The sequence below is a fragment of the Streptomyces sp. AM25 genome (assembly GCF_058146165.1).
In genome coordinates, this window is sequence record NZ_JBKIWN010000009.1 from 113,604 (window position 1) to 131,868 (window position 18,265).

The following is an 18,265-nucleotide window of genomic DNA, read 5'->3' on the forward strand; positions in this document are numbered from 1 at the left end:
CGCGTCACGTGGTGCCCCCTCGGACGGTCTCGCGGATGCGTTCGCCGCACTCGCGGGCTGCGATGCTGTCGATGCCGGCCGCGGCCCGCTGAAACTCTCGGAACTTGCCCAGAAGCCGCGGAGAGGCGATGCCTCCGGACGCATCGAGAGCAGCGCTCAACTCAGCGCAGGCTTCATCTACTTCACCGGCATTAAGGAGTACACCTGCGAGCTTCACACGGTACGAAGCGCTGTTGCGAGCCAGGTCGCCGCCGATGCCGCGCACGGCGGCGCGCAGGAACGGCACGGCCTGTTTTGGCTGCTCGGCCCGCACGTACATGTCCGCCGTGGCGTAGTCGACTTCAAATGGGCCGACGAACCGGGCCCACTTCGGCACTTCAGTATCCGTGTCCGCACGCCCCTGGTGGCTGACAGCCCGGCTCAGCGCACGACGCGCCCCGGACAAGTCTCCTGTGCAGATCGCCACGTTGGCATCCCGCAACGCGATCACCAGGTGCACCGTATGCCCAGCGCCCGCGCGCGTGGCCAGCCGATATGCGTTCTCGACTGCGCTCGCCGCCTCCCACGCCCGCTCCGCCTTGATCGCGAGGAGTGCAAGCGTCTCAAGCACGGAAACCTGTAGCAACGGGTTGTCGACAAGCTGCGCTGCCGCGAGAGCTTCCATGCAGGCAGCGCGCCCCTGATCGATACGCCCGCCGTCGTAGCCGTACCAGGCTCGGTGGCCGTGCAGTTCGGCAAGCATCGTTTGCAACTCGCGACCAATGCGACTGGTGTACGAGGACGCCCCGAGGGTCTCCGTGATCTCCTCCTCGATACGGCTAGCTTGCGTCATGGCCGGCACGCTGCCTGCCGTGTGGTCCGTCTGGTACAAGCCGTCGAGCCTCGCCCGCAGGCAGGTGATGTCGGACGTGCCAATCCGCGGTCCCGGTCGAGCAGGGACAAAGGCCGCTGCGGCAAGCGCCCCGGCATCGGCGACGAACGTTCTCCGCTTCACCTCTCCAGCGTCGCTGATCGGCACCGCAACCGTCACGCGGTGCCTTGGGACGTCGAACCCCATCTCGTTGAGTGGGATGCCGAACAGCGCTTCCAGCACGGCCTGCTGGCCCGGATGCGGCAACGGTGGGGGGGACTCGCGCTCCCAGCGCCGTAATTGCCGGACACTCACCGAAGCGTCGATGCCGAGGCGTGTCGCTTCCCGCGCGAAGGCAGCCACGAACGTCCCTTGCGTGTAACCGGCCGTCTGTCGTAACTCGGCCAGCCTGCTTGCAGTTCTGCCCGCCATGCGCTTCCCCTCGCGTGTGCGGCCGTTCCCTCACCGTAAGTGACACGGACCGTACAGCACAGACGAAAACGTCCGCCTAAACGTCCGGTCTCCCGACGCCCACAACGTCCGCTCAGGCAGTGCACTGGTGGTGCACCGCTTCGAGCTATGCAGCGAGGGGGCAAGACGTGAGCAGACCGGGAAGAACGCATGCCACGCGGGGAGTGTGCGCTCAGCACGATCGGGCAGCGATGGCCGTCCCCTTGCCGCAGGGTGAAATCCGCCCGTGTCCGGGAGCGGCATACCGGACGCAGCACGGTGACCCTTCCCAGTGGTCGGCCGACGAGATCGAGGCATATCTCGACCTGTCGGTCGCCGAAGCGAAGGGCGGAAACCGTCCGTGAGCCCCGCGCTGGCCAAGAAGCTGCCAACGTGGCTCCACCTGGGCGTGCGCGTCGTGGATAGCTCCACAGATGGCGAGGGCATCGTGCACGGTTTCGGCGAGCCGTACAGCCAAGAGGAGTCACCGTCTTGCGTGTGGCTGCTACCGCCCGGCGGCGGCTTCGTGGGCTTGATTCGGTTTGACGGACATCCGAGATCAGGGGCCTTGGCCCCGGAAGGATGTCCATCATGGAGAGCATGGGGAAGAAGAAGCCGCGTCCTCGCCGCTCGTTCACGCCGGAGTTCAAGGCCGAGATCGTCGAGTTGTGCCGGCGCGGTGACCGCTCGGTCGGTCAGGTCGCCAAGGACTTCGACCTGACCGAGACCGCGGTGCGGTTCTGGGTCAGCCAGGCCGAGACCGACAACGGTGAGCGGCCCGGGCTGACCAGCGCCGAGAAGGAGGAACTGGCCCATCTGCGACGGGAGAACCGCAGGCTGCGGGAGGACGTGGAGATCCTCAGGCGGGCCACGGCTTTCTTCGCTGTGGAGACCCGGTGAACGTTCACCCGTTCATCGAGGCGGAGAAGCAGAGCGGCCACAGCGTCAAACGTGCCTGTGAGCTGCTGAAGGTCTCCCGAGCCGCCTTCTACGGCCGCCGTACCGGGACCCCAGGCCCCCGCGCGGTCCGTGACGCCGAACTGACCGGGAAGATCACGGAAGTCCACCAGGCATCATGCGGTACCTACGGTGCCCCGCGCGTCCACGCCGCCCTGAAGCGCGAAGGCATGGTCTGCGGCCGCAGGCGCGTCGCCCGGCTCATAAGGTCCGCCGGCCTCCAGGGACGCCACCGAAGGCGGCAGCACCGCACCACGGTCCCGGACCCGCACGCATCGGCCCGGCCCGACCTCGTGGACCGCGACTTCCAGCCGGACCCCGCAGCTGTCGATACGCGCTGGTGCGGTGACATCACCTACATCCCCACCGACGAGGGCTGGCTCTACCTGGCCACCGTTATCGACATTGCCTCCCGCCGCGTCATCGGCTGGGCCACCGCCGACCACCTGCGCACCGAACTCGTGGCCGACGCCCTGCGCGCAGCCTGCACCCAGCGCCGCCCGGCCCCCGGGGCCGTCTTTCACTCGGATCGCGGCTGTCAGTACACCAGCCACGAATTCACCGCACTGGCCTGCGAGTTGGGCATCCGTCTTTCCGTCGGGCGTACCGGTCAGTGCTGGGACAACGCCCTCGCCGAGTCCTTCTTCGCCACCCTCAAGAACGAACTTCCCTGCGACCGGCCCTGGCCCAGCCGGGCAGTTGCACGCGTCACGATCTTTGAGTGGATCGAAAGCTGGTACAACCTTCGCAGGATGCACAGCAGTCTTGGTTACCGCAGCCCTGCCGACTACGAAGCCGGCCTCGCGGCCTGACCACCACACCGATGGTGTCCGCCAAAGCGGAACAAGCTCACGCAGGGAGAGGGGATAACTGCGGGCTCTTCCCGCTGTGGGAACAGCCGGGTCCGCTTCCAGCGGACGTGCCCTCACTTTCAACTATGCCTGCGCCTCAAAACCAGGCGCATTCCCGTCCCGCCGAAGCGCGTGACTACTCCGGCACACACCACGAGCGCACATCACCACCCGCGCTCCGGCCTGGCTCGTCGCTGGCTTCCTCGACCTCACCGCATGACCGACCGGCTGCCGGTCGTGTGGGCGTTGAGCCAGGCGGATAGCGGCGACTGCCGTCCCGCAGCAACCACACTCGCTACGGAACGTAACCGCAGAGCGGTGGGGTCCATTGAATGCCGCGGGTTGCAAAAGCTCATCGCAGAGCAAGGTCCTTGCCGCAGGGCTGGAGGCGGCGGTCGCGTTGGTCTGCCCTGGGGACAAGCCCCGTGGGGCGGGCCGGAAACGGTGTGGCGAACGCCTAACGGCCCCCGATCGAGCAGGATCGAGCAGGACGCAGCCGGATGGAAACGGATGGATATGTCCGTTCCATCGATGAAACCGCAGGTGAGAAGCGTCACCGAAATAGGTTCGAGTCCCACCCGCCCCACTGCGCGGCAGCAGTGCAGAAACCGTTCTGCTTCGCATCTGCTTCGGATGTACGACGAAGGGCCGCCACCGGCTTGGGTGGTGGCCCTTCGCCGTACCCCCAACCGCCCCGCGGGACCGCGTATAACAGGTGACCATGGCAGAGGACGAGCAGCGGACCGTGGAGGCCGAGGAGATCACGTTGGTGATCATGGCGATCTCGCGGCTGCTGGTGGGCATGTCCGCGCGGGCGCTGGCGGGGACCGACGAGAGCCTGACGCTTCCGCAGCTGCGCGCGCTCGTGGTGCTGGAGGACAGCGGGCCGCTCAAACTGGTCGCGCTGGCGGGCATGCTGGACGTCAACCCGTCCACGGCGATGCGGATGGCGGACCGGCTGGAGGCCGCCGGGCTGGCCGACCGCAGGATGAACCCGGCGAACCGCCGTGAGGTGACCGTGCGGCTCACGGAGCGGGGAGCGGCCCTCGTGGCCGACGTGATGGCGCGGCGGCGGGCCGAGGTGGGCGCGCTCGTCGCGCGGATGGCGCCGCAGGAGCGGGCGGGCCTGCTGCCCGGGCTGCGGGCCCTGGCCGCCGCCGCGGACGACCTGGGCCTGACGGCCCGGGGCGCGCGGTGGCCCGCGACCGGCGAGGCCGGGGACCGGCTGCCCTTCGGCTGACCGGGGCGTCGTCACCGCGTCACGGCAGTGTGCGGACCGAGCGGGAACCCGAGCGCGAGCGGTAGACCACGTACGGCCGCACGAGGTACCCGAGCGGTGCCGTGAAGGCGTGGACGAGGCGGCTGAACGGCCACAGGGCGAACAGGGCCATGGCGAGCAGCGCGTGGACCCGGTACGCGAGCGGGGCGTGCGCCATGGCCGGCACGTCGGGGTCGAGGGCGATCAGGCTGCGGAACCAGACGGACACCCCCTGCCGGTAGTCGTACGGGTGGGCCGTCACGCCGCAGGCCGTGGCGGTCAGCCCGGCCAGGATCACCGTGGCGAGCAGCGGCAGGACGATGCGGTCGCTGCGGCTGGTGGTCCGCCGGACCGCGGGCACCCGCAGCCGCCGCAGGCCCAGCAGGGCGAGCCCGGCCGCCGTGGCCAGCCCGGCGGCGCCGCCGACGAGCAGGGCGCCCCGGTGGTAGAGGCTCTCGGTGACGTGGAGGCGTGCGGTCCAGGACTCGGGGACGAGCAGCCCGGTGACGTGGCCCGCGGCGACGAAGAGCAGCCCGTAGTGGAAGAGCGGGCCGGCGACGGCCAGCATGCGGGCCTCGTGGAGCTGGGTGGAGCGGGTGGTGAAGCCGAACCGGTCGTGGCGGTAGCGCCAGACGGATCCGGCGACGGCCATGGTCAGTACCAGGTAGGGCAGGACGCCCCACAGCGCGGTCTCCGGAGGGCTCATGACGGCCCGCCTTTCGCGATGGCGAACGGGGCCAGCCCCACGGTCTCGCCGGGCGGGCCGGTGCGGGCGAGCCGCTCGGCCCGGCGCCGGTCGGCGGCCGAGGGGGCGGGCAGGGTCAGCCGGACCGCCTGCAGCACGGCCGCGTACGGGCTGCCGTGCTGCTCCAGCGCGCCGTGCAGCAGGTCCAGGGCGGGCCGGTGCGCGACGAGCAGGGCGTGCCCCTCGCGGGGGCAGCGGGCCGCGAACTCCAGCAGGCCGGGCAGGAAGTCCGGCAGCTCCCCCGCGGGCGGCTCCCAGCCGTGCGTGCGCATCAGCGCCTTGAGCCGCACGAGGGACGCACCGCGGCGGCGGGTGTCGCCGTCGGTGTAGTAGGTCAGGTGCAGGGTGCGCCTACGGCTGAGGTCGAAGGTGGTGACGTAGCGGGCGGCCAGCTCGGTGGCGGGCACGCCGGACACGTTCCGGCAGAAGGCGGTGAGCAGTTCGCTGCTCTCGCCGGGTACGGAACGCAGGACGTCCCGGACGAGGCCGAGCCGCTGCGGCCAGCCGGCGTCCGGATAGGCCAGCAGCAGGGACGCGCCCTGCCGGACGGCGGTCGCGGTCACGGCTGCGTCCCCTTCCGCCGCGGGAACAGGCCCGCCGGGGTGCCGCGGCCGTTCCAGCCGAACAGGTTGAGGCGTCCGGCGGGCACGGGAACCGGGGCGGGGACCGCGGGCGGTGCGTGGAAGGAGTCCGCCAGCATGCCGGGGCCGCCCTCGGCGTCCAGGCTGCACCCGTGCCCGCCGTCCCGCGGGACGGGCGCACCGCTGCTGTAGGCGGTGGGGACGACGTAGCGCTCCTCGTACTTGGCCAGGGCCAGCAGCCGGTACATCCGGGTGATGCCGTGCTCGTCCAGGCCGACGCTCGCGGCGATGGCCGGGTTCTGCGGTTCGCCGAGGTTGACCCGCCGCATCTGGGCGCGCATCGCCGCGAGGCGGCACAGCGCGTCCTCGACCGGCCGCGGGTCGCCGGCGGTGAACAGCCCGGCGAGGTAGCCCAGGGGGATGCGCAGCGCGTCGATGGCGGCGAACAGGCCGGCCGGGTCCTCGCCGTCGTGCCCGCTGCCGCTCAGGGCGTCGACGACCGGGGAGAGCGGCGGCACGTACGAGACCATGGGCAGGGTGCGGTACTCCGGGTGCAGCGGGAGCGCCAGCCGGTAGGTGGAGATCAGCGCGTGGACGGGGGAGCGGCGCGCGGCGGTGATCCAGTCGTGCGGGATGCCCGACTCCTCGGCGGCGCGGGCGACTTCGGGGTCGTGCGGGTCGAGGAAGCAGCCGAGCTGGGCGCGGTAGAGGTCCTGTTCGTCCGGGACGGCGGCGGCCGCGCCCACCCGGTCGGCGTCGTAGAGCATGACGCCGAGGTAGCGCAGCCGGCCGACGCAGGTCTCGGAGCACACGGTGGGCTCCCCGGCCTCGATCCGCGGGTAGCAGAAGGTGCACTTCTCGGCCTTGCCAGTGTGGTGGTTGAAGTAGACCTTCTTGTACGGGCAGCCGGAGACGCACATGCGCCAGCCGCGGCAGCGGTCCTGGTCGACGAGGACGATGCCGTCCTCGATGCGTTTGTAGAGCGCGCCGGACGGGCACACGGCGACGCAGGACGGGTTGAGGCAGTGCTCGCAGATGCGCGGCAGGTAGAACATGAACGCCTCCTCGTAGGCGAGGCGCACCTGTTCGTTCATCTTCCGCAGCACCGGGTCGCCGGCGAGGTGTTCCGGGCCGCCGCCGAGGTCGTCGTCCCAGTTGGGGCCCCAGGTGACGGCGGTGGGCCGGCCGTCGGTGAGGGAGCGGGGGCGGGCGGTGGGCACGTCGTCGCCCAGGGGGGCGCCGACGAGGGTGTCGTAGTCGTAGGTCCAGGGCTGGTAGTAGTCGTCCAGGGTGGGCAGTTCGGGGTTGGCGAAGAGGCGGGCGAGCCGGCGGGCGCGGCCGCCGGTGCGGGGCACGAGGCGGCCGTGCTTGAGCCGCCAGCCGCCCTTCCACTTCTCCTGGTCCTCGTGGCCGCGGGGGTAGCCCTGTCCGGGCCGGGTCTCGACGTTGTTGAACCACGCGTATTCGGTGCCCTGCCGGTTGGTCCAGGTCTGTTTGCAGGTGACCGAGCAGGTGTGGCAGCCGATGCACTTGTCGAGGTTCATCACCATCGCGATCTGTGCCATCACGCGCACTTCAGTACTCCACGTTCTGCGAACGCCGCCGGATGGTGGTGACGGCGTCCCGCTGATTGCCGGTGGGTCCGTAGTAGTTGGGCGCGAAGCTCAACTGGGCGTAGCCGCCGATGAGGTGGGTGGGTTTGATCAGCAGCCGGGTGAGGGCGTTGTGCACACCGCCGCGGCGGCCGGTGGCCTGGGACTTGGGGACGTTCACCAGGCGTTCCTGCACGTGGTACATGAACACGGTGCCGGCCGGCATGCGGTGGGAGACCACGGCCCGGGCGACGACGACCCCGTTGGGGTTGACGGCCTCGACCCAGTCGTTGTCCGCCGCGCCGATCGCCTCGGCGTCCGGCACGCTCATCCAGATGACGGGCCCGCCGCGGGCGAGGGTCTGCATCAGGAGGTTCTCCTGGTACTCGGAGTGGATCGACCACTTCGAGTGCGGCGTGACGTACCGCACGGTGACCGCCCGGCCGTCCGGCACGGCGCCGGGGGAGGGGAGGTCCAGCGGGGGCCGGTAGACGGGCAGTTGCTCGCCGAACTCGGCGATCCAGTCGTGGTCCAGGTAGAAGTGCTGGCGGCCGGTGAGGGTGTGCCAGGGCTTGCGGTGCTCGGTGTTGACGGTGAAGGGCGCGTACCGGCGGTCGTGGGCCTCCTTGCCGGACCACTCGAAGCTGGTGCCGACCTGGACGGGCCGGCTCTGGGTGTCGGAGAAGACGACCCGCCGTCCGGCCGCCTCCTCGGCCAGCTCCTCCAGGCCGGCCGCCGGTCCGCAGCGCTCGGCCAGCCGGCCGAACCCCTCGGCGGCGATACGGCCGTTGGTGGTGCCGGACAGGGCGAGGATCGCCTCGCAGAGTTTGACGTCCGTGTCCAGCCGCGGGCGGCCGCCGGGCGTGGTGCCGCAGCGCTCGGCCAGCCACTTGCTCTCCGGCAGGGGATGCACGGTGACGCCCTTGACGTGCATGCCGTCCTGCTCGGACAGCGGCCCGAAGGCGGCCAGCCGGTCCGCGACGGCGGTGTAGTCGCGCTCGACCAGGGTGAACACCGGCAGGCTGCGGCCGGGTCCGGCCGCGCCGCCGGGCACGTGCCCGCCGGGCTGGGCCGTCTCGCCGGGGGTGTCGTGCTGGAGCGCGGTGGCCACCAGGTCGTGGACGGTGCCGAGCCGGCCCCGGGCCAGTTCGGAGACCTTCGCGGCGAGGCCGTGGAAGATCTCGAAGTCCGTGCGGGCCTCCCACGGCGGGTCGATGGCGGGGGAGAAGGCGTGCACGTAGGGATGCATGTCCGTGCTGGACAGATCGTGCTTCTCGTACCACGTCGCCGCCGGCAGGACGAGGTCCGCGAACAGCGTCGTCGACGTCATGCGGAAGTCCAGCGCGGTCAGCAGGTCGAGCTTGCCGCGCGGCGCCTCCTCGCGCCACCGCACGTCGCGCGGGCGGCACTCCGGCGGTGTCTCGGACGCGCTCGCGTTGTCGTCGGCACCCAGCAGGTGGCGCAGGAAGTACTCGTTGCCCTTGGCGGAGGAACCGATGAGGTTGGCACGCCAGACCGTGAGCACGCGTGGCCAGTTGGCGGGCGCGTCAGGGTCCTCGCAGGCGAACTGCAGCCGCCCGGAGGCCAGTTGCCGGGCGACCCACTCCCCGGGGTCCGCGCCCTCCGTGCGCACGGCCGCGCCCAGGTCCAGGGGGTTCGCGGAGAACGTGGGGCAGGAGGGCATCCAGCCGAGCCGGGCGGACTGGGCGACCAGGTCGGCGGTGTGCCGCCCGGAGAACGTCCCCCGCCCGGTCGGTGATGCCAGCAGGCCGGCGTCGTACGGCTCGTACCGCCACTGGTCGGTGTGCAGGTACCAATACGGTGTGCCCGCCATCTGCCGTGCGGGGCGGCACCAGTCGGCGGCCGTGGACAGCTGCTGCCAGCCCGCGTACGGCCGGACCTTCTCCTGGCCGACGTAGTGGGCCCAGCCGCCGCCGTTGACGCCCTGGCAGCCGGTGAGGAGCAGCAGGGAGAGGAACGCGCGGTAGATGGTGTCGGAGTGGAACCAGTGGTTGGTGCCCGCACCCATCACGATCATCGCCCGGCCCCGGGAGGCGGCCGCGGTCCGGGCGAACTCGCGGGCGATGCGCGCGGCTTGACCGGCCGGTACCGAGGTGATCGCCTCCTGCCAGGCCGGGGTGCACGGCTCGGCGGCGTCCTCGTACCCGGCCGGCCAGCTGCCCGGCAGCCCCGGCCGGTGCACGCCGTACCCGGCGAGCAGCAGGTCGAAGACGGTGGTGACCGGGCGGCCGGCGATCTCGCGCACCGGGACGCCGCGCCGCACGGTGCCGCCGGGCTCGTCGAAGCGCGGCAGCAGCACCTCGGCGGTCGGGCCGTCCGGGCGGTGGAAGCTCAACTCGGGCCGGATCCCGCCGAGGTCGAGGTTCCAGCGGCCCTTGCCGTCCTCCTCCCAGCGGTCGCCCAGGGTGCCGTTGGGGACGGCCGGGCGGCCGGTGGCGGCGTCGTGCACCACCGGTTTCCACGGGGAGCCGGGCCCCAGGTCCGCCGCGGTGAGGAACTTTCCCGGGGTGCGCGCGCCGCTGTCGTGCGCGTCGAGGGCGACGAGGAAGGGCAGGTCGGTGAAGCGCGTGACGTAGTCGGTGAAGTACGGGACCTGCTGGTCGACGAAGAACTCCTTCAGGATCACGTGCCCCATCGCCATGGCCAGGGCGCCGTCCGTCCCGGGGTGCGGGTGCAGCCACTCGTCGGCGAACTTGGTGGCGTCCGCGTAGTCCGGCGAGACCACGACCACCTTCTGGCCCCGGTAGCGGGCCTCGGCCATCCAGTGCGCGTCCGGGGTGCGGGTGACCGGGACGTTCGAGCCCCACAGCATCAGGTACGCGGCGTCCCACCAGTCGCCCGACTCCGGTACGTCGGTCTGGTCGCCGAACACCTGGGGCGAGGCGATGGGCAGGTCCGCGTACCAGTCGTAGAACGACAGCATGGGGGCGCCGATCAGCGCCATGAAGCGGGCCCCCACCGCGTGGGAGGCCATCGACATCGCGGGGATCGGCGAGAACCCCGCGATGCGGTCGGGGCCGTGGGCGGCGAGGGTGTGGACGTGCGCCGCCGCCGCGATCTCCAGGGCCTCGTCCCAGCCCACCCGCACCAGGCCGCCCTTGCCCCGGGCCGCCTGGTAGCGGCGGCGCCGCCGCGGGTCGGAGGTGATCTCGGCCCAGGCGGCCACCGGGTCGCCGAGCCGCTCCCGCGCCTCGCGGTACATCTCCAGCAGGACGCCGCGCGCGTGCGGGTGGCGCACCCGCGTGGGCGAGTAGGTGTACCAGGAGAACGACGCGCCGCGGGGGCAGCCGCGCGGTTCGTACTCCGGCCGGTCCGGCCCGACGGACGGGTAGTCCGTCTGCTGCGTCTCCCAGGTGATCAGGCCGTCCTTGACGTACACCTTCCAGGAGCAGGACCCGGTGCAGTTCACCCCGTGGGTGGACCGCACCACCTTGTCGTGGGCCCAACGCTCCCGGTAGGGGGCGTCGTTGACGTCCTGGTCCGTGCGGAAGACGGCCCGCAGATCGGGGGTCGTGTCCGCCGGCCGCAGCGACCGCCCCAGCCGCAGCAGTTGTTCCTCGGCGGCTGCGGCCGCCTTCTCCGCCTTCACGTGTGCCCGACGAAGAGCCACGCACCTCACTCCTTCTGCGTGACGGATCCGGGCCTCCGTGCGGCCCGTGGTGCGCTCCGTTCCGGATCCACGATCCCGCGGTAACCCCGCTTTGCTAAGGGCGATTTGGTGGAGTTGAGGGTAGCTATAGGAAGTTTTTCTTGCGCTTTGCAATTATTGGTACGTACACGCGTACGAGCGGCCGGTGCCGGACGGACGTTTCCGGAGGGTCAGCCGGTGCTGCTGCCACGGGGTTTGCGCAGGAGGATGCGCTCGCGGTGGTGCTCCTCGGCGAGCCGGTGCCGGCGGGCGTGCAGCAGGTCGCCGAGGGTGATGACGCCGAGCGGGTGCCTGGTGTCGCGGTCGACGACGGGGGCGCTGGTCAGTCCGTGCTCCGCGAACAGGCAGGCGACGTGGTGGAGGGTGTGGTCGCCGTGGACGACGAACGGGTGTGCCGCGGCAGGGTTTTCGGGGTCTGCTCCGGAGGGCGCGGGCTCCGGGCGCATGGCCTCGTGGACGAAGTGCGCCTCCAGCGGGTCGGTGGCGTACTCGCGGGTGAGGTGCAGTCCGCGCCGGGCGATCTTCTCGGTGAGGACCGAGCGCTTGAGCACCAGCGCGGACAGCGCGTAGGCCGAGGTGGCGGATATCAGCAGGGCCGGTGCGGCGTCCCACGCGCGGGTGAGCTCGACGGTGAACACCACGCCCGTCAAAGGCGAGCGCATCACCCCGCCGACGACCGCCGCGAGGCCGAGCATCGCCCAGAAGCCGGGGGCGACCGGCGGGAAGGCCATGCCCTCCCAGGCCCCCAGCGCCCCGCCGATCATGAAGACGGGCGCGAGCACCCCGCCCGAGGTGCCGGAGCCCAGGGAGAGCGCCCAGATCGCGGTCTTGACGACGAGCACGCCGAGGATGAGGGAGAGCGTGGCCCGGCCGGCGAGCAGTTGGCGGATCACGTCGTACCCCACGCCGAGCGCACGCGGTTCGACGAGGCCTCCGGCGCCGATGGCCAGGCCGCCGATCGCGGGCCACCACATCCAGTGGAACGGCAGCCTGGCGAAGGCGTCCTCGGCGCGGTAGACCAGCCAGGTCACGGCGACGGCCAGGGCGCCGCCGGTCAGCCCGCTGACCACGGCGAGCAGGTCGGCCAGCGGGGTCAGGCGGAGCGTGGAGCCGGCGAAGGGGAAGAGCGGGGCGGTCCCGAGGAGGAAGCCGCGGACGACGGTCGCCACGGCGACGGAGGCGACGACCGGCACGAAGCTCCGCGGCCGCCATTCGAAGAGCAGCAGTTCGACCGCCAACAGCACGGCGGCCATCGGCGAGTTGAAGGTGGCGGCCATGCCGGCGGCGGCCCCGGCCACGAGCAGCGTCTTGCGCTCGGCGGCGGTCAGGTGCCGCACCTGGGCGAGCAGGGAGCCGATGGCGCCGCCGGTCATGATGATCGGCCCCTCGGCGCCGAACGGGCCGCCGGTGCCGATGCTGACGGCGGCGGAGACCGGCTTGAGCAGGGCCAGGCGCGGGGCGACGACGCTGCCGCGGGTCAGGATCGCCTCGATGGCCTCGGGCATGCCGTGCCCGCGTATCTTCTCCGAGCCGTACCGCGCCATCACCCCGATGAGCAGCCCGCCCAGCACGGGGGCGGCCAGCACGAGCCACCAGGCGGGGTGCGCCTGGGCCGGGGCGGTGAGCGAGGTGTCGGCGCGCTGCCGGAAGACGAGGTTGGTGATCAGGCCGATCAGCCGCAGGAGAGCCAGTGCGGCCACCGCCCCGGCCGCCCCGATCGGGAGGGCCCAGGCCGTGATCAGCAGCATTCGTGGACGAACGGTGAAGTCGCCGAGCCGCAGTCCGCGGCGCTTGTCATACAGTCCGGTCGCAGACATGGCCGGAGTATTGCACCGGGCAATACTTCGATCTTCGAAATCCCGGGGAGTTTGCACGCCAGGGATTACCGGTGCGCGTGTGGGTGAACCGGGGCCCCGGAAGGGGCGCGGGGAACTGCGCGACCAGCCACCGACGGCCCGCAGCCGACGCAGCGTCCCAAGGGTCCGGGGTGAAGTCCCGGGGGCATCGACTGCGGGTGCGTCGTGGCGGCTCGCGCCCGCGCGGCGGAGCCGTACATGTGAACAGCCCCGCGCCCCTGACGGGGCGCCCTCACTCCCGGAACGTACGCCGATACGTACCCGGCGAAACGCCAAGCGCAGCGTGCAGGTGCTGCCGCAGGGACACGTCCGTGCCGAAGCCCGCGCGCTCGGCGATCCGGCTCACCGGCAGGTCGCTGCTCTCCAGCAGGTGCCGGGCCAGGTCGACGCGCTGCTGGACGATCCACTGCCCGGGGCTCAGGCCCACCTCGGCCCGGAAGCGCCGGGTGAACGTGCGGCGGCTCATGCCCGCGTGCCGGGCCAGGTCGTCCAGGCCGAGCGGCTCGTGCAGCCGGTCGAGGGCCCATGCGCGGGTCGGGGACGTCCCGGCGTCCGGGCTCTGCGGCACGGGCCGTTCCACGTACTGCGCCTGCCCTCCCTCGCGCTGCGGGGGGACGACGCAGTACCGGGCCACCTGGTTGGCGACGCCGCTGCCGTGGTCGCGCCGGATCACGTGCAGGAGCAGGTCGATGCCCGACGCGGCGCCGGCCGAGGTCAGCACCCGGCCCGCGCCCGCGAAGAGGACGTCGGGCGCGAGCCGCACCCGCGGGTACAGCTGCCGGAAGCGGGCGGTGTGGCGCCAGTGCGTGGCCGCGGGGCTGTCGTCGAGGAGACCTGCCGCGGCCAGGACGAAGGTGGCGACGCAGATGCCCACGATCCGGGTCTCCGGCCCGATCAGCGCGAGGGCCGCGGCGGTGCGCGGCGGCAGGTCGTCCGGGCCGGTGACGCGGACGAACTTCTCCGAGGCGGGGATCACCACGGTGTCCGCCTCCGCCAGCACCGACGCGTCGTGCCCGACGGCGATGGTGAAGTCCGCCTCGGTGCGGACCGGCCGGCCGTCCACGGAGCAGGTGACCACCTCGTAGAGCGGCTGCCCGTCCGGCCCGGTGGCCGTTCCGAAGAACCGGGACGCCAGGCTGAGCTCGAACGGAATGACCCCGTCCAGGGCCAGGACCACTACACGATGCATGGCCCGATTCTTGCACACCATGACCTTCGGGCCACTGTTTTCGCAGGTGGTGTTACCCGCACTCTGGGGACATGACCACGATGAGAGCAATGAGCCAGAACACCTACGGCGGCCCCGAGGCCGTGCGCGAGACCGTCGTCGAGAAGCCGGTGCCCGGCCCCTCCCAGGTGCTCGTCCGCGTCCGCGCGGCGGGGATGAACCCGACCGACTGGAAGCACCGCCAGGGCCGCGGCTTCCTCGACCGCCTCCCGATGGTGCTCGGCTGGGACGTCTCCGGCGTCGTCGAGGCCGTCGGCATGGGCGTCACGCTGCACGAGGCCGGCGACGAGGTGTTCGGCATGCTGCCCTACCCGCACGGGGTGGGCTCCTTCGCCGAGTACGTGGTCGTTCCGGCCCGGGCGCTGGTGCGCAAGCCGGCGAACGTCGACCACGTGCAGGCGGGCGCGCTCCCGCTCGCCGCCCTGACCGCCTGGCAGGCCCTGGTGGACACCGCGGACGTCCGCCCCGGGCAGCGCGTGCTGATCCACGCCGCGGCGGGCGGGGTCGGCCACCTCGCCGTGCAGATCGCCAAGGAGCGCGGCGCGTACGTGATCGGCACGGCCAGCGCGCCCAAGCACGCGCTGCTGCGCGAGCTCGGCGTCGACGAGCCGATCGACTACCGGACCGAGGACTTCACCGCGATCGGCCCGGTGGACGTGGTCCTCGACACCATCGGCGGCGAGACGGCCGCCCGTTCCCTCAAGACCCTCAAGCCCGGCGGCCAGTTGGTGTCCATCGCCCTCACCTCGCTCCCCGAGGACATCGACGCGCAGGCCGCCGCCCTGGGCGTCCGGGTCCGCCCGCTCCTCGTCGAGGCCGACCAGGCGGGCATGCAGGCCATCGCCGACCGGGCCGCCGACGGCCGGCTCCGGGCCGTGGTCGAGGCCGCGTTCCCGCTCGACCAGGCCGCCAAGGGGCACGAGTTGGGCGACACGGGCCGGGTCGCCGGCAAGGTCGTGCTCACCGTCGCATAAGCGGACAGACGGGCGATACGGGCCGCTCCTTCCCCCGGGGAGCGGCCCGCATTCTTGGCCACAGGGTCAAGCTTGTGTCAAGTAGTTGCGTTCATGCGCAAGTAAGGGGCTATGCTTCTGAGCGTTCGAAAAGCATCAGGCACCTCGTTCGGTGAGGCGTCTTCACGGACACAGGCCACTGACCCCACGACGTCGAGAGACGCCCAGGGTCAGGACAGGTCTCCCCGGCCTAAGGGGTGACCCCAAGTGGCTGCCCCGCCCTGCGGGGAATACGCCGTGGAGTGCCAAAGCTCTGACGAGTTGGGGTGAACCGGTCATGGAACCGGTCCGCTCCTTGCCGTGTCGTCCGGCGCCCGCGTGCGCCCCGGCCGGGAGGAGGCGAGAGACATGGATGGCTGCAGTTGCAGTAGTCCGGGCCACAGTCGGCCCCGTATCCGCACGTCCTCGCTGACCTCCGGTACGCGGTAACAACCTTTCCTGCGCGCACTTCTGCGCCCTGCACTGCCACCCGTACGGCCAACTGCCGTGCCGGGGTGCTGTGCTGCGCGCTCGCAGGGAGGATCGCTGCTGCGTGCCCCGCTACCTCCCCCATCGGGGGCAAGGGAGGCCCGTCATGACCGACACGATCATCAACCCCACGCCGGCACCGGCGCCGCGCGCCGCCGTTCTCGACGACGCGCACGTCGGTGACATCCGTGGTGCCCTCGGCACCATCAAGCTCGACGACACCGCTCCTCGCAAGGGGCTTTCCGCCAAGCTCAAGACGCTCCTCGCGATTGTCGGCCCCGGCCTGATCGTGATGGTCGGCGACAACGACGCCGGCGCTTTCGACACCTACGGCAACGCCGGTCAGAACTACGGCACCAGCCTGCTGTGGACGCTGCTGCTGCTCGTCCCCGTCCTCTACGTCAACCAGGAGATGGTGCTGCGCCTCGGCGCCGTCACCGGCGTCGGCCACGCGCGGCTGATCCTGGAGCGGTTCGGCAAGTTCTGGGGCGCGTTCTCCGTCATCGACCTGTTTCTGCTCAACGCCCTGACGATCGTTACCGAGTTCATCGGTGTCACACTTGCCGTCGGCTACCTCGGACTGCCCAAGACGGTGAGCGTGCTGGTGGCGGCGGCCGTCGTGATCGCGGCCGCGACCACCGGCTCGTTCCGGCGCTTCGAGCGCACCGCCATCGTGCTGTGCGCGGGCTCGCTGCTGCTCATCCCGATCTACTTCATGATCCACCCGAGCACCGGGACCATGGCCCACGACTTCGTCGTCCCGGGCATGCCGCACGACTCCAAGCTCGCGGACGTCATGCTGCTGATCATCGCGATCGTCGGCACCACCGTCGCCCCCTGGCAGCTGTTCTTCCAGCAGTCGTACGTCATCGACAAGCGCATCACCCCGCGCTTCATGAAGTACGAGAAGGTCGACCTGTGGATCGGCATCATCGTCGTGATCGTCGGCGCCGCCGCCATGATCGGCTTCACCGCCGCCACGTTCATGGGCACCAAGGACTTCGGCAACTTCACCGACGCGGCCGGCATCGCCAAGGGCCTGGAGGACCACGCGGGCAAGCTCGCCGGTGTCCTGTTCGCCATCGCCCTGCTCGACGCCTCGATCATCGGCGCCTCCGCCGTCTCGCTGTCCACCGCCTACGCCCTCGGTGACGTGCTCGGCCTCAAGCACTCCCTGCACCGCGGGGTGCGCGGCGCCAAGGGCTTCTACGCGATCTTCGCCGGCGTCATCCTGGCGGCCGCGGTCATCGTGATCATCCCCGGCTCGCCGCTCGGCCTGATCACCACCGGCGTGCAGACCCTGGCCGGCGTGCTGCTGCCCTCCGCCACGGTCTTCCTGCTGCTGCTCTGCAACGACAAGGCCGTCCTCGGCCCCTGGGTCAACGGCCGCTGGACCAACGCCTTCACGTCCCTGGTCGTCGCCGTCCTGGTCGTGCTGTCCATCATCCTGACCGCCGCGGTGGCCTTCCCCGACATCACCTCCGGCGCGATCCTCGACATCATGGCCGTCTGCGGCGTCGCCGGCATCCTGGCCATCGGCTACGCCGAGGTCCGCCGCCGCAGGAAGGGCTGGGCCCTCGCCGCCCCCATCGACCGCACGGGCAAGGAGAGCTGGCGGATGCCTCCGCTGGAGGAACTCCCCACGCCCGTCATGTCCACCGGCCGCAAGATCGGCATGTCCGCCCTGCGCGCCTACCTGGTCGTGGCCATGGTCCTGGTGATCATCCACGTCGTCCAGCTCGCCATGGGCCACGGTCACTGACAGACGTCCCCGGGGCGGCGTGTCCTCCCCAGTTCCGCCGCCCCGGGGGCCGCTTCGCTCCGCTGGAGGCCGTCCGGCGACTGCGGGCCGGTCCAGCCGGTCGCGCCCACGCGGCGGAGCCGCTGGGGGCACCTCCTGGGGCCACCCCCAGCGGTAGCTGGGGGAGGTGGCCGGAGTAGCTGCCCCGCGCCCCTCCGGGGCGCGACATCTGCCCTGCGCCTCTGACGGGGCGCGACAAAAGTCCGTCAGGAGCAGACATGTCCCTGCGTTACCCGCGCATCATCCGTACCCACCAGGAACGCTCCGCCCCAGTGGCCGTCGAGCCCAAGGTCCGGAAGCCGCAGCTGCCGCACCGGCTGGGCGGGCTGACCGTCGACCCCGAAGCACGCATCGCGACCGCGGATGAGCGGGAACTCCCGCTCACCTTCATGGAGTTCGAGCTCCTGTCCCACCTCGTCGCCAACCCCCGGCGCGTCCACACCCGCCGCCAGCTGCTGACCGTCATCTGGGGGCCGGGCAACTCGAGCGGCGCCCGCACCATCGACGTCCACGTCGCCCGGCTGCGCCGCAAGCTCGGCCCCGACTACCAGGCCCTGATCAAGACCGTGCGACAGGTCGGCTACGCGCTCGACCCGTCGAAGATCCAGGAGGTGTGCCACCATGCGACTCCTTGACCGTCCCCTGTTCCGTCGCCCCGCCCCTCCGCCGCCCGCCGCACCGACCCACGGCACGATCAGCGCCCGGTGCGAGCGCCGCGTCGAGGGCAAGGTCCGGGCCCTGTGCGTGCTCGCCTTCGCGGGGACCGGGGTGCGCCTGAACAGCCTGCACATCATCGAGCCGGACGACAGCGTCACCGTCGTCGTCCGCATCAGCCTCACCCTGTCCGGCCCGGCCGGCGTCGCCCTGGAGCGGCTGGTCGGCCAGCTGTCCCACGAGCCCGGCGTGCGCGACCTGCACTGGCGGCTGCACTAGCCGGCGAACCGA

14 protein-coding genes and 1 riboswitch are annotated in these 18,265 nt (G+C 71.5%); of the genes, 7 read left to right on the forward strand and 7 right to left on the reverse strand.

Annotation, left to right across the window (positions count from 1 at the left end):
- Positions 1-4: 4 nt before the first annotated feature.
- Positions 5-1,213 carry an NsdA family TPR-like regulatory protein gene (locus ACLHRZ_RS13195; protein ID WP_490418568.1) on the reverse strand — a complete coding sequence of 403 codons (1,209 nt, stop codon included), beginning with the start codon at positions 1,211-1,213 and terminating at the stop codon, positions 5-7.
- A 678-nt stretch (positions 1,214-1,891) separates the two neighbouring features.
- Between ACLHRZ_RS13195 and ACLHRZ_RS13200 the strand changes: the two genes are divergently transcribed.
- The 3 genes from ACLHRZ_RS13200 to ACLHRZ_RS13210 all read left to right on the forward strand — a co-directional run bounded on the left by ACLHRZ_RS13200 (position 1,892) and on the right by ACLHRZ_RS13210 (position 4,348).
- The gene (locus ACLHRZ_RS13200; protein WP_490418569.1) at positions 1,892-2,200 is read left to right on the forward strand and encodes a transposase; all 309 of its coding nucleotides are present in this window, start codon (positions 1,892-1,894) and stop codon (positions 2,198-2,200) included.
- Positions 2,197-3,069, forward strand: coding sequence for an IS3 family transposase (locus ACLHRZ_RS13205; RefSeq protein ID WP_490418570.1), 873 nt, complete (start codon positions 2,197-2,199; stop codon positions 3,067-3,069). The genes ACLHRZ_RS13200 and ACLHRZ_RS13205 overlap by 4 nt, the downstream gene beginning before the upstream one ends.
- A gap of 760 nt (positions 3,070-3,829) precedes the next feature.
- Positions 3,830-4,348: a MarR family winged helix-turn-helix transcriptional regulator gene (locus ACLHRZ_RS13210; protein ID WP_490418571.1), complete on the forward strand. Its 519-nt coding sequence runs from the start codon at positions 3,830-3,832 to the stop codon at positions 4,346-4,348.
- Positions 4,349-4,367: 19 nt separating this feature from the next.
- On the opposite strand, the gene narI is transcribed toward ACLHRZ_RS13210, so the two are convergent.
- From narI to ACLHRZ_RS13240, 6 genes are all read right to left on the reverse strand, one after another.
- Positions 4,368-5,072, reverse strand: coding sequence for a respiratory nitrate reductase subunit gamma (gene narI / locus ACLHRZ_RS13215; RefSeq protein WP_490418572.1), 705 nt, complete (start codon positions 5,070-5,072; stop codon positions 4,368-4,370).
- Positions 5,069-5,674: a nitrate reductase molybdenum cofactor assembly chaperone gene (gene narJ / locus ACLHRZ_RS13220; protein WP_490418573.1), complete on the reverse strand. Its 606-nt coding sequence runs from the start codon at positions 5,672-5,674 to the stop codon at positions 5,069-5,071. Before narJ ends, narI begins: the two co-directional genes overlap by 4 nt.
- Complete coding sequence (narH, locus tag ACLHRZ_RS13225) at positions 5,671-7,257, reverse strand: nitrate reductase subunit beta (protein ID WP_490418905.1); 1,587 nt, start codon at positions 7,255-7,257, stop codon at positions 5,671-5,673. The genes narJ and narH overlap by 4 nt, the downstream gene beginning before the upstream one ends.
- A gap of 10 nt (positions 7,258-7,267) precedes the next feature.
- Positions 7,268-10,915, reverse strand: coding sequence for a nitrate reductase subunit alpha (locus ACLHRZ_RS13230; RefSeq protein ID WP_490418574.1), 3,648 nt, complete (start codon positions 10,913-10,915; stop codon positions 7,268-7,270).
- 209 nt (positions 10,916-11,124) lie between these two features.
- A complete protein-coding gene (locus ACLHRZ_RS13235; protein ID WP_490418575.1) occupies positions 11,125-12,771 on the reverse strand; it encodes a chloride channel protein in 1,647 nt (548 codons plus the stop codon).
- 271 nt (positions 12,772-13,042) lie between these two features.
- Positions 13,043-13,999 carry a GlxA family transcriptional regulator gene (locus ACLHRZ_RS13240; RefSeq protein ID WP_490418576.1) on the reverse strand — a complete coding sequence of 319 codons (957 nt, stop codon included), beginning with the start codon at positions 13,997-13,999 and terminating at the stop codon, positions 13,043-13,045.
- Between the two features lie 80 nt (positions 14,000-14,079).
- Here ACLHRZ_RS13240 and ACLHRZ_RS13245 point away from each other — a divergent pair, with 80 nt between their 5' ends.
- The 4 genes from ACLHRZ_RS13245 (at position 14,080) to ACLHRZ_RS13260 (ending at position 18,253) form a co-directional block, all read left to right on the forward strand.
- Complete coding sequence (locus tag ACLHRZ_RS13245) at positions 14,080-15,012, forward strand: NADP-dependent oxidoreductase (protein WP_490418906.1); 933 nt, start codon at positions 14,080-14,082, stop codon at positions 15,010-15,012.
- Between the two features lie 136 nt (positions 15,013-15,148).
- A riboswitch (M-box (ykoK) riboswitch) is annotated at positions 15,149-15,324 on the forward strand.
- Between the two features lie 301 nt (positions 15,325-15,625).
- A complete protein-coding gene (locus tag ACLHRZ_RS13250; RefSeq protein ID WP_490418577.1) occupies positions 15,626-17,281 on the forward strand; it encodes an NRAMP family divalent metal transporter in 1,656 nt (551 codons plus the stop codon).
- A 257-nt stretch (positions 17,282-17,538) separates the two neighbouring features.
- Positions 17,539-17,955, forward strand: coding sequence for a winged helix-turn-helix domain-containing protein (locus tag ACLHRZ_RS13255; protein ID WP_490418578.1), 417 nt, complete (start codon positions 17,539-17,541; stop codon positions 17,953-17,955).
- A complete protein-coding gene (locus ACLHRZ_RS13260) occupies positions 17,942-18,253 on the forward strand; it encodes a hypothetical protein (RefSeq protein WP_490418579.1) in 312 nt (103 codons plus the stop codon). The genes ACLHRZ_RS13255 and ACLHRZ_RS13260 overlap by 14 nt, the downstream gene beginning before the upstream one ends.
- The last annotated feature ends 12 nt before the right edge of the window (positions 18,254-18,265 follow it).

Excerpts from the sequence above, each read along its gene's own strand:
- ACLHRZ_RS13200 (WP_490418569.1), top strand. The coding sequence starts at position 1,892 with ATGGAGAGCATGGGGAAGAAGAAGCCGCGTCCTCGCCGCTCGTTCACG.
- ACLHRZ_RS13210 (WP_490418571.1), top strand. The coding sequence starts at position 3,830 with ATGGCAGAGGACGAGCAGCGGACCGTGGAGGCCGAGGAGATCACGTTG.
- narI (WP_490418572.1), bottom strand. The coding sequence starts at position 5,072 with ATGAGCCCTCCGGAGACCGCGCTGTGGGGCGTCCTGCCCTACCTGGTA.
- narH (WP_490418905.1), bottom strand. The coding sequence starts at position 7,257 with ATGGCACAGATCGCGATGGTGATGAACCTCGACAAGTGCATCGGCTGC.
- ACLHRZ_RS13235 (WP_490418575.1), bottom strand. The coding sequence starts at position 12,771 with ATGTCTGCGACCGGACTGTATGACAAGCGCCGCGGACTGCGGCTCGGC.
- ACLHRZ_RS13240 (WP_490418576.1), bottom strand. The coding sequence starts at position 13,999 with ATGCATCGTGTAGTGGTCCTGGCCCTGGACGGGGTCATTCCGTTCGAG.
- ACLHRZ_RS13245 (WP_490418906.1), top strand. The coding sequence starts at position 14,080 with ATGAGAGCAATGAGCCAGAACACCTACGGCGGCCCCGAGGCCGTGCGC.
- ACLHRZ_RS13250 (WP_490418577.1), top strand. The coding sequence starts at position 15,626 with ATGACCGACACGATCATCAACCCCACGCCGGCACCGGCGCCGCGCGCC.
- ACLHRZ_RS13255 (WP_490418578.1), top strand. The coding sequence starts at position 17,539 with ATGTCCCTGCGTTACCCGCGCATCATCCGTACCCACCAGGAACGCTCC.
- ACLHRZ_RS13260 (WP_490418579.1), top strand. The coding sequence starts at position 17,942 with ATGCGACTCCTTGACCGTCCCCTGTTCCGTCGCCCCGCCCCTCCGCCG.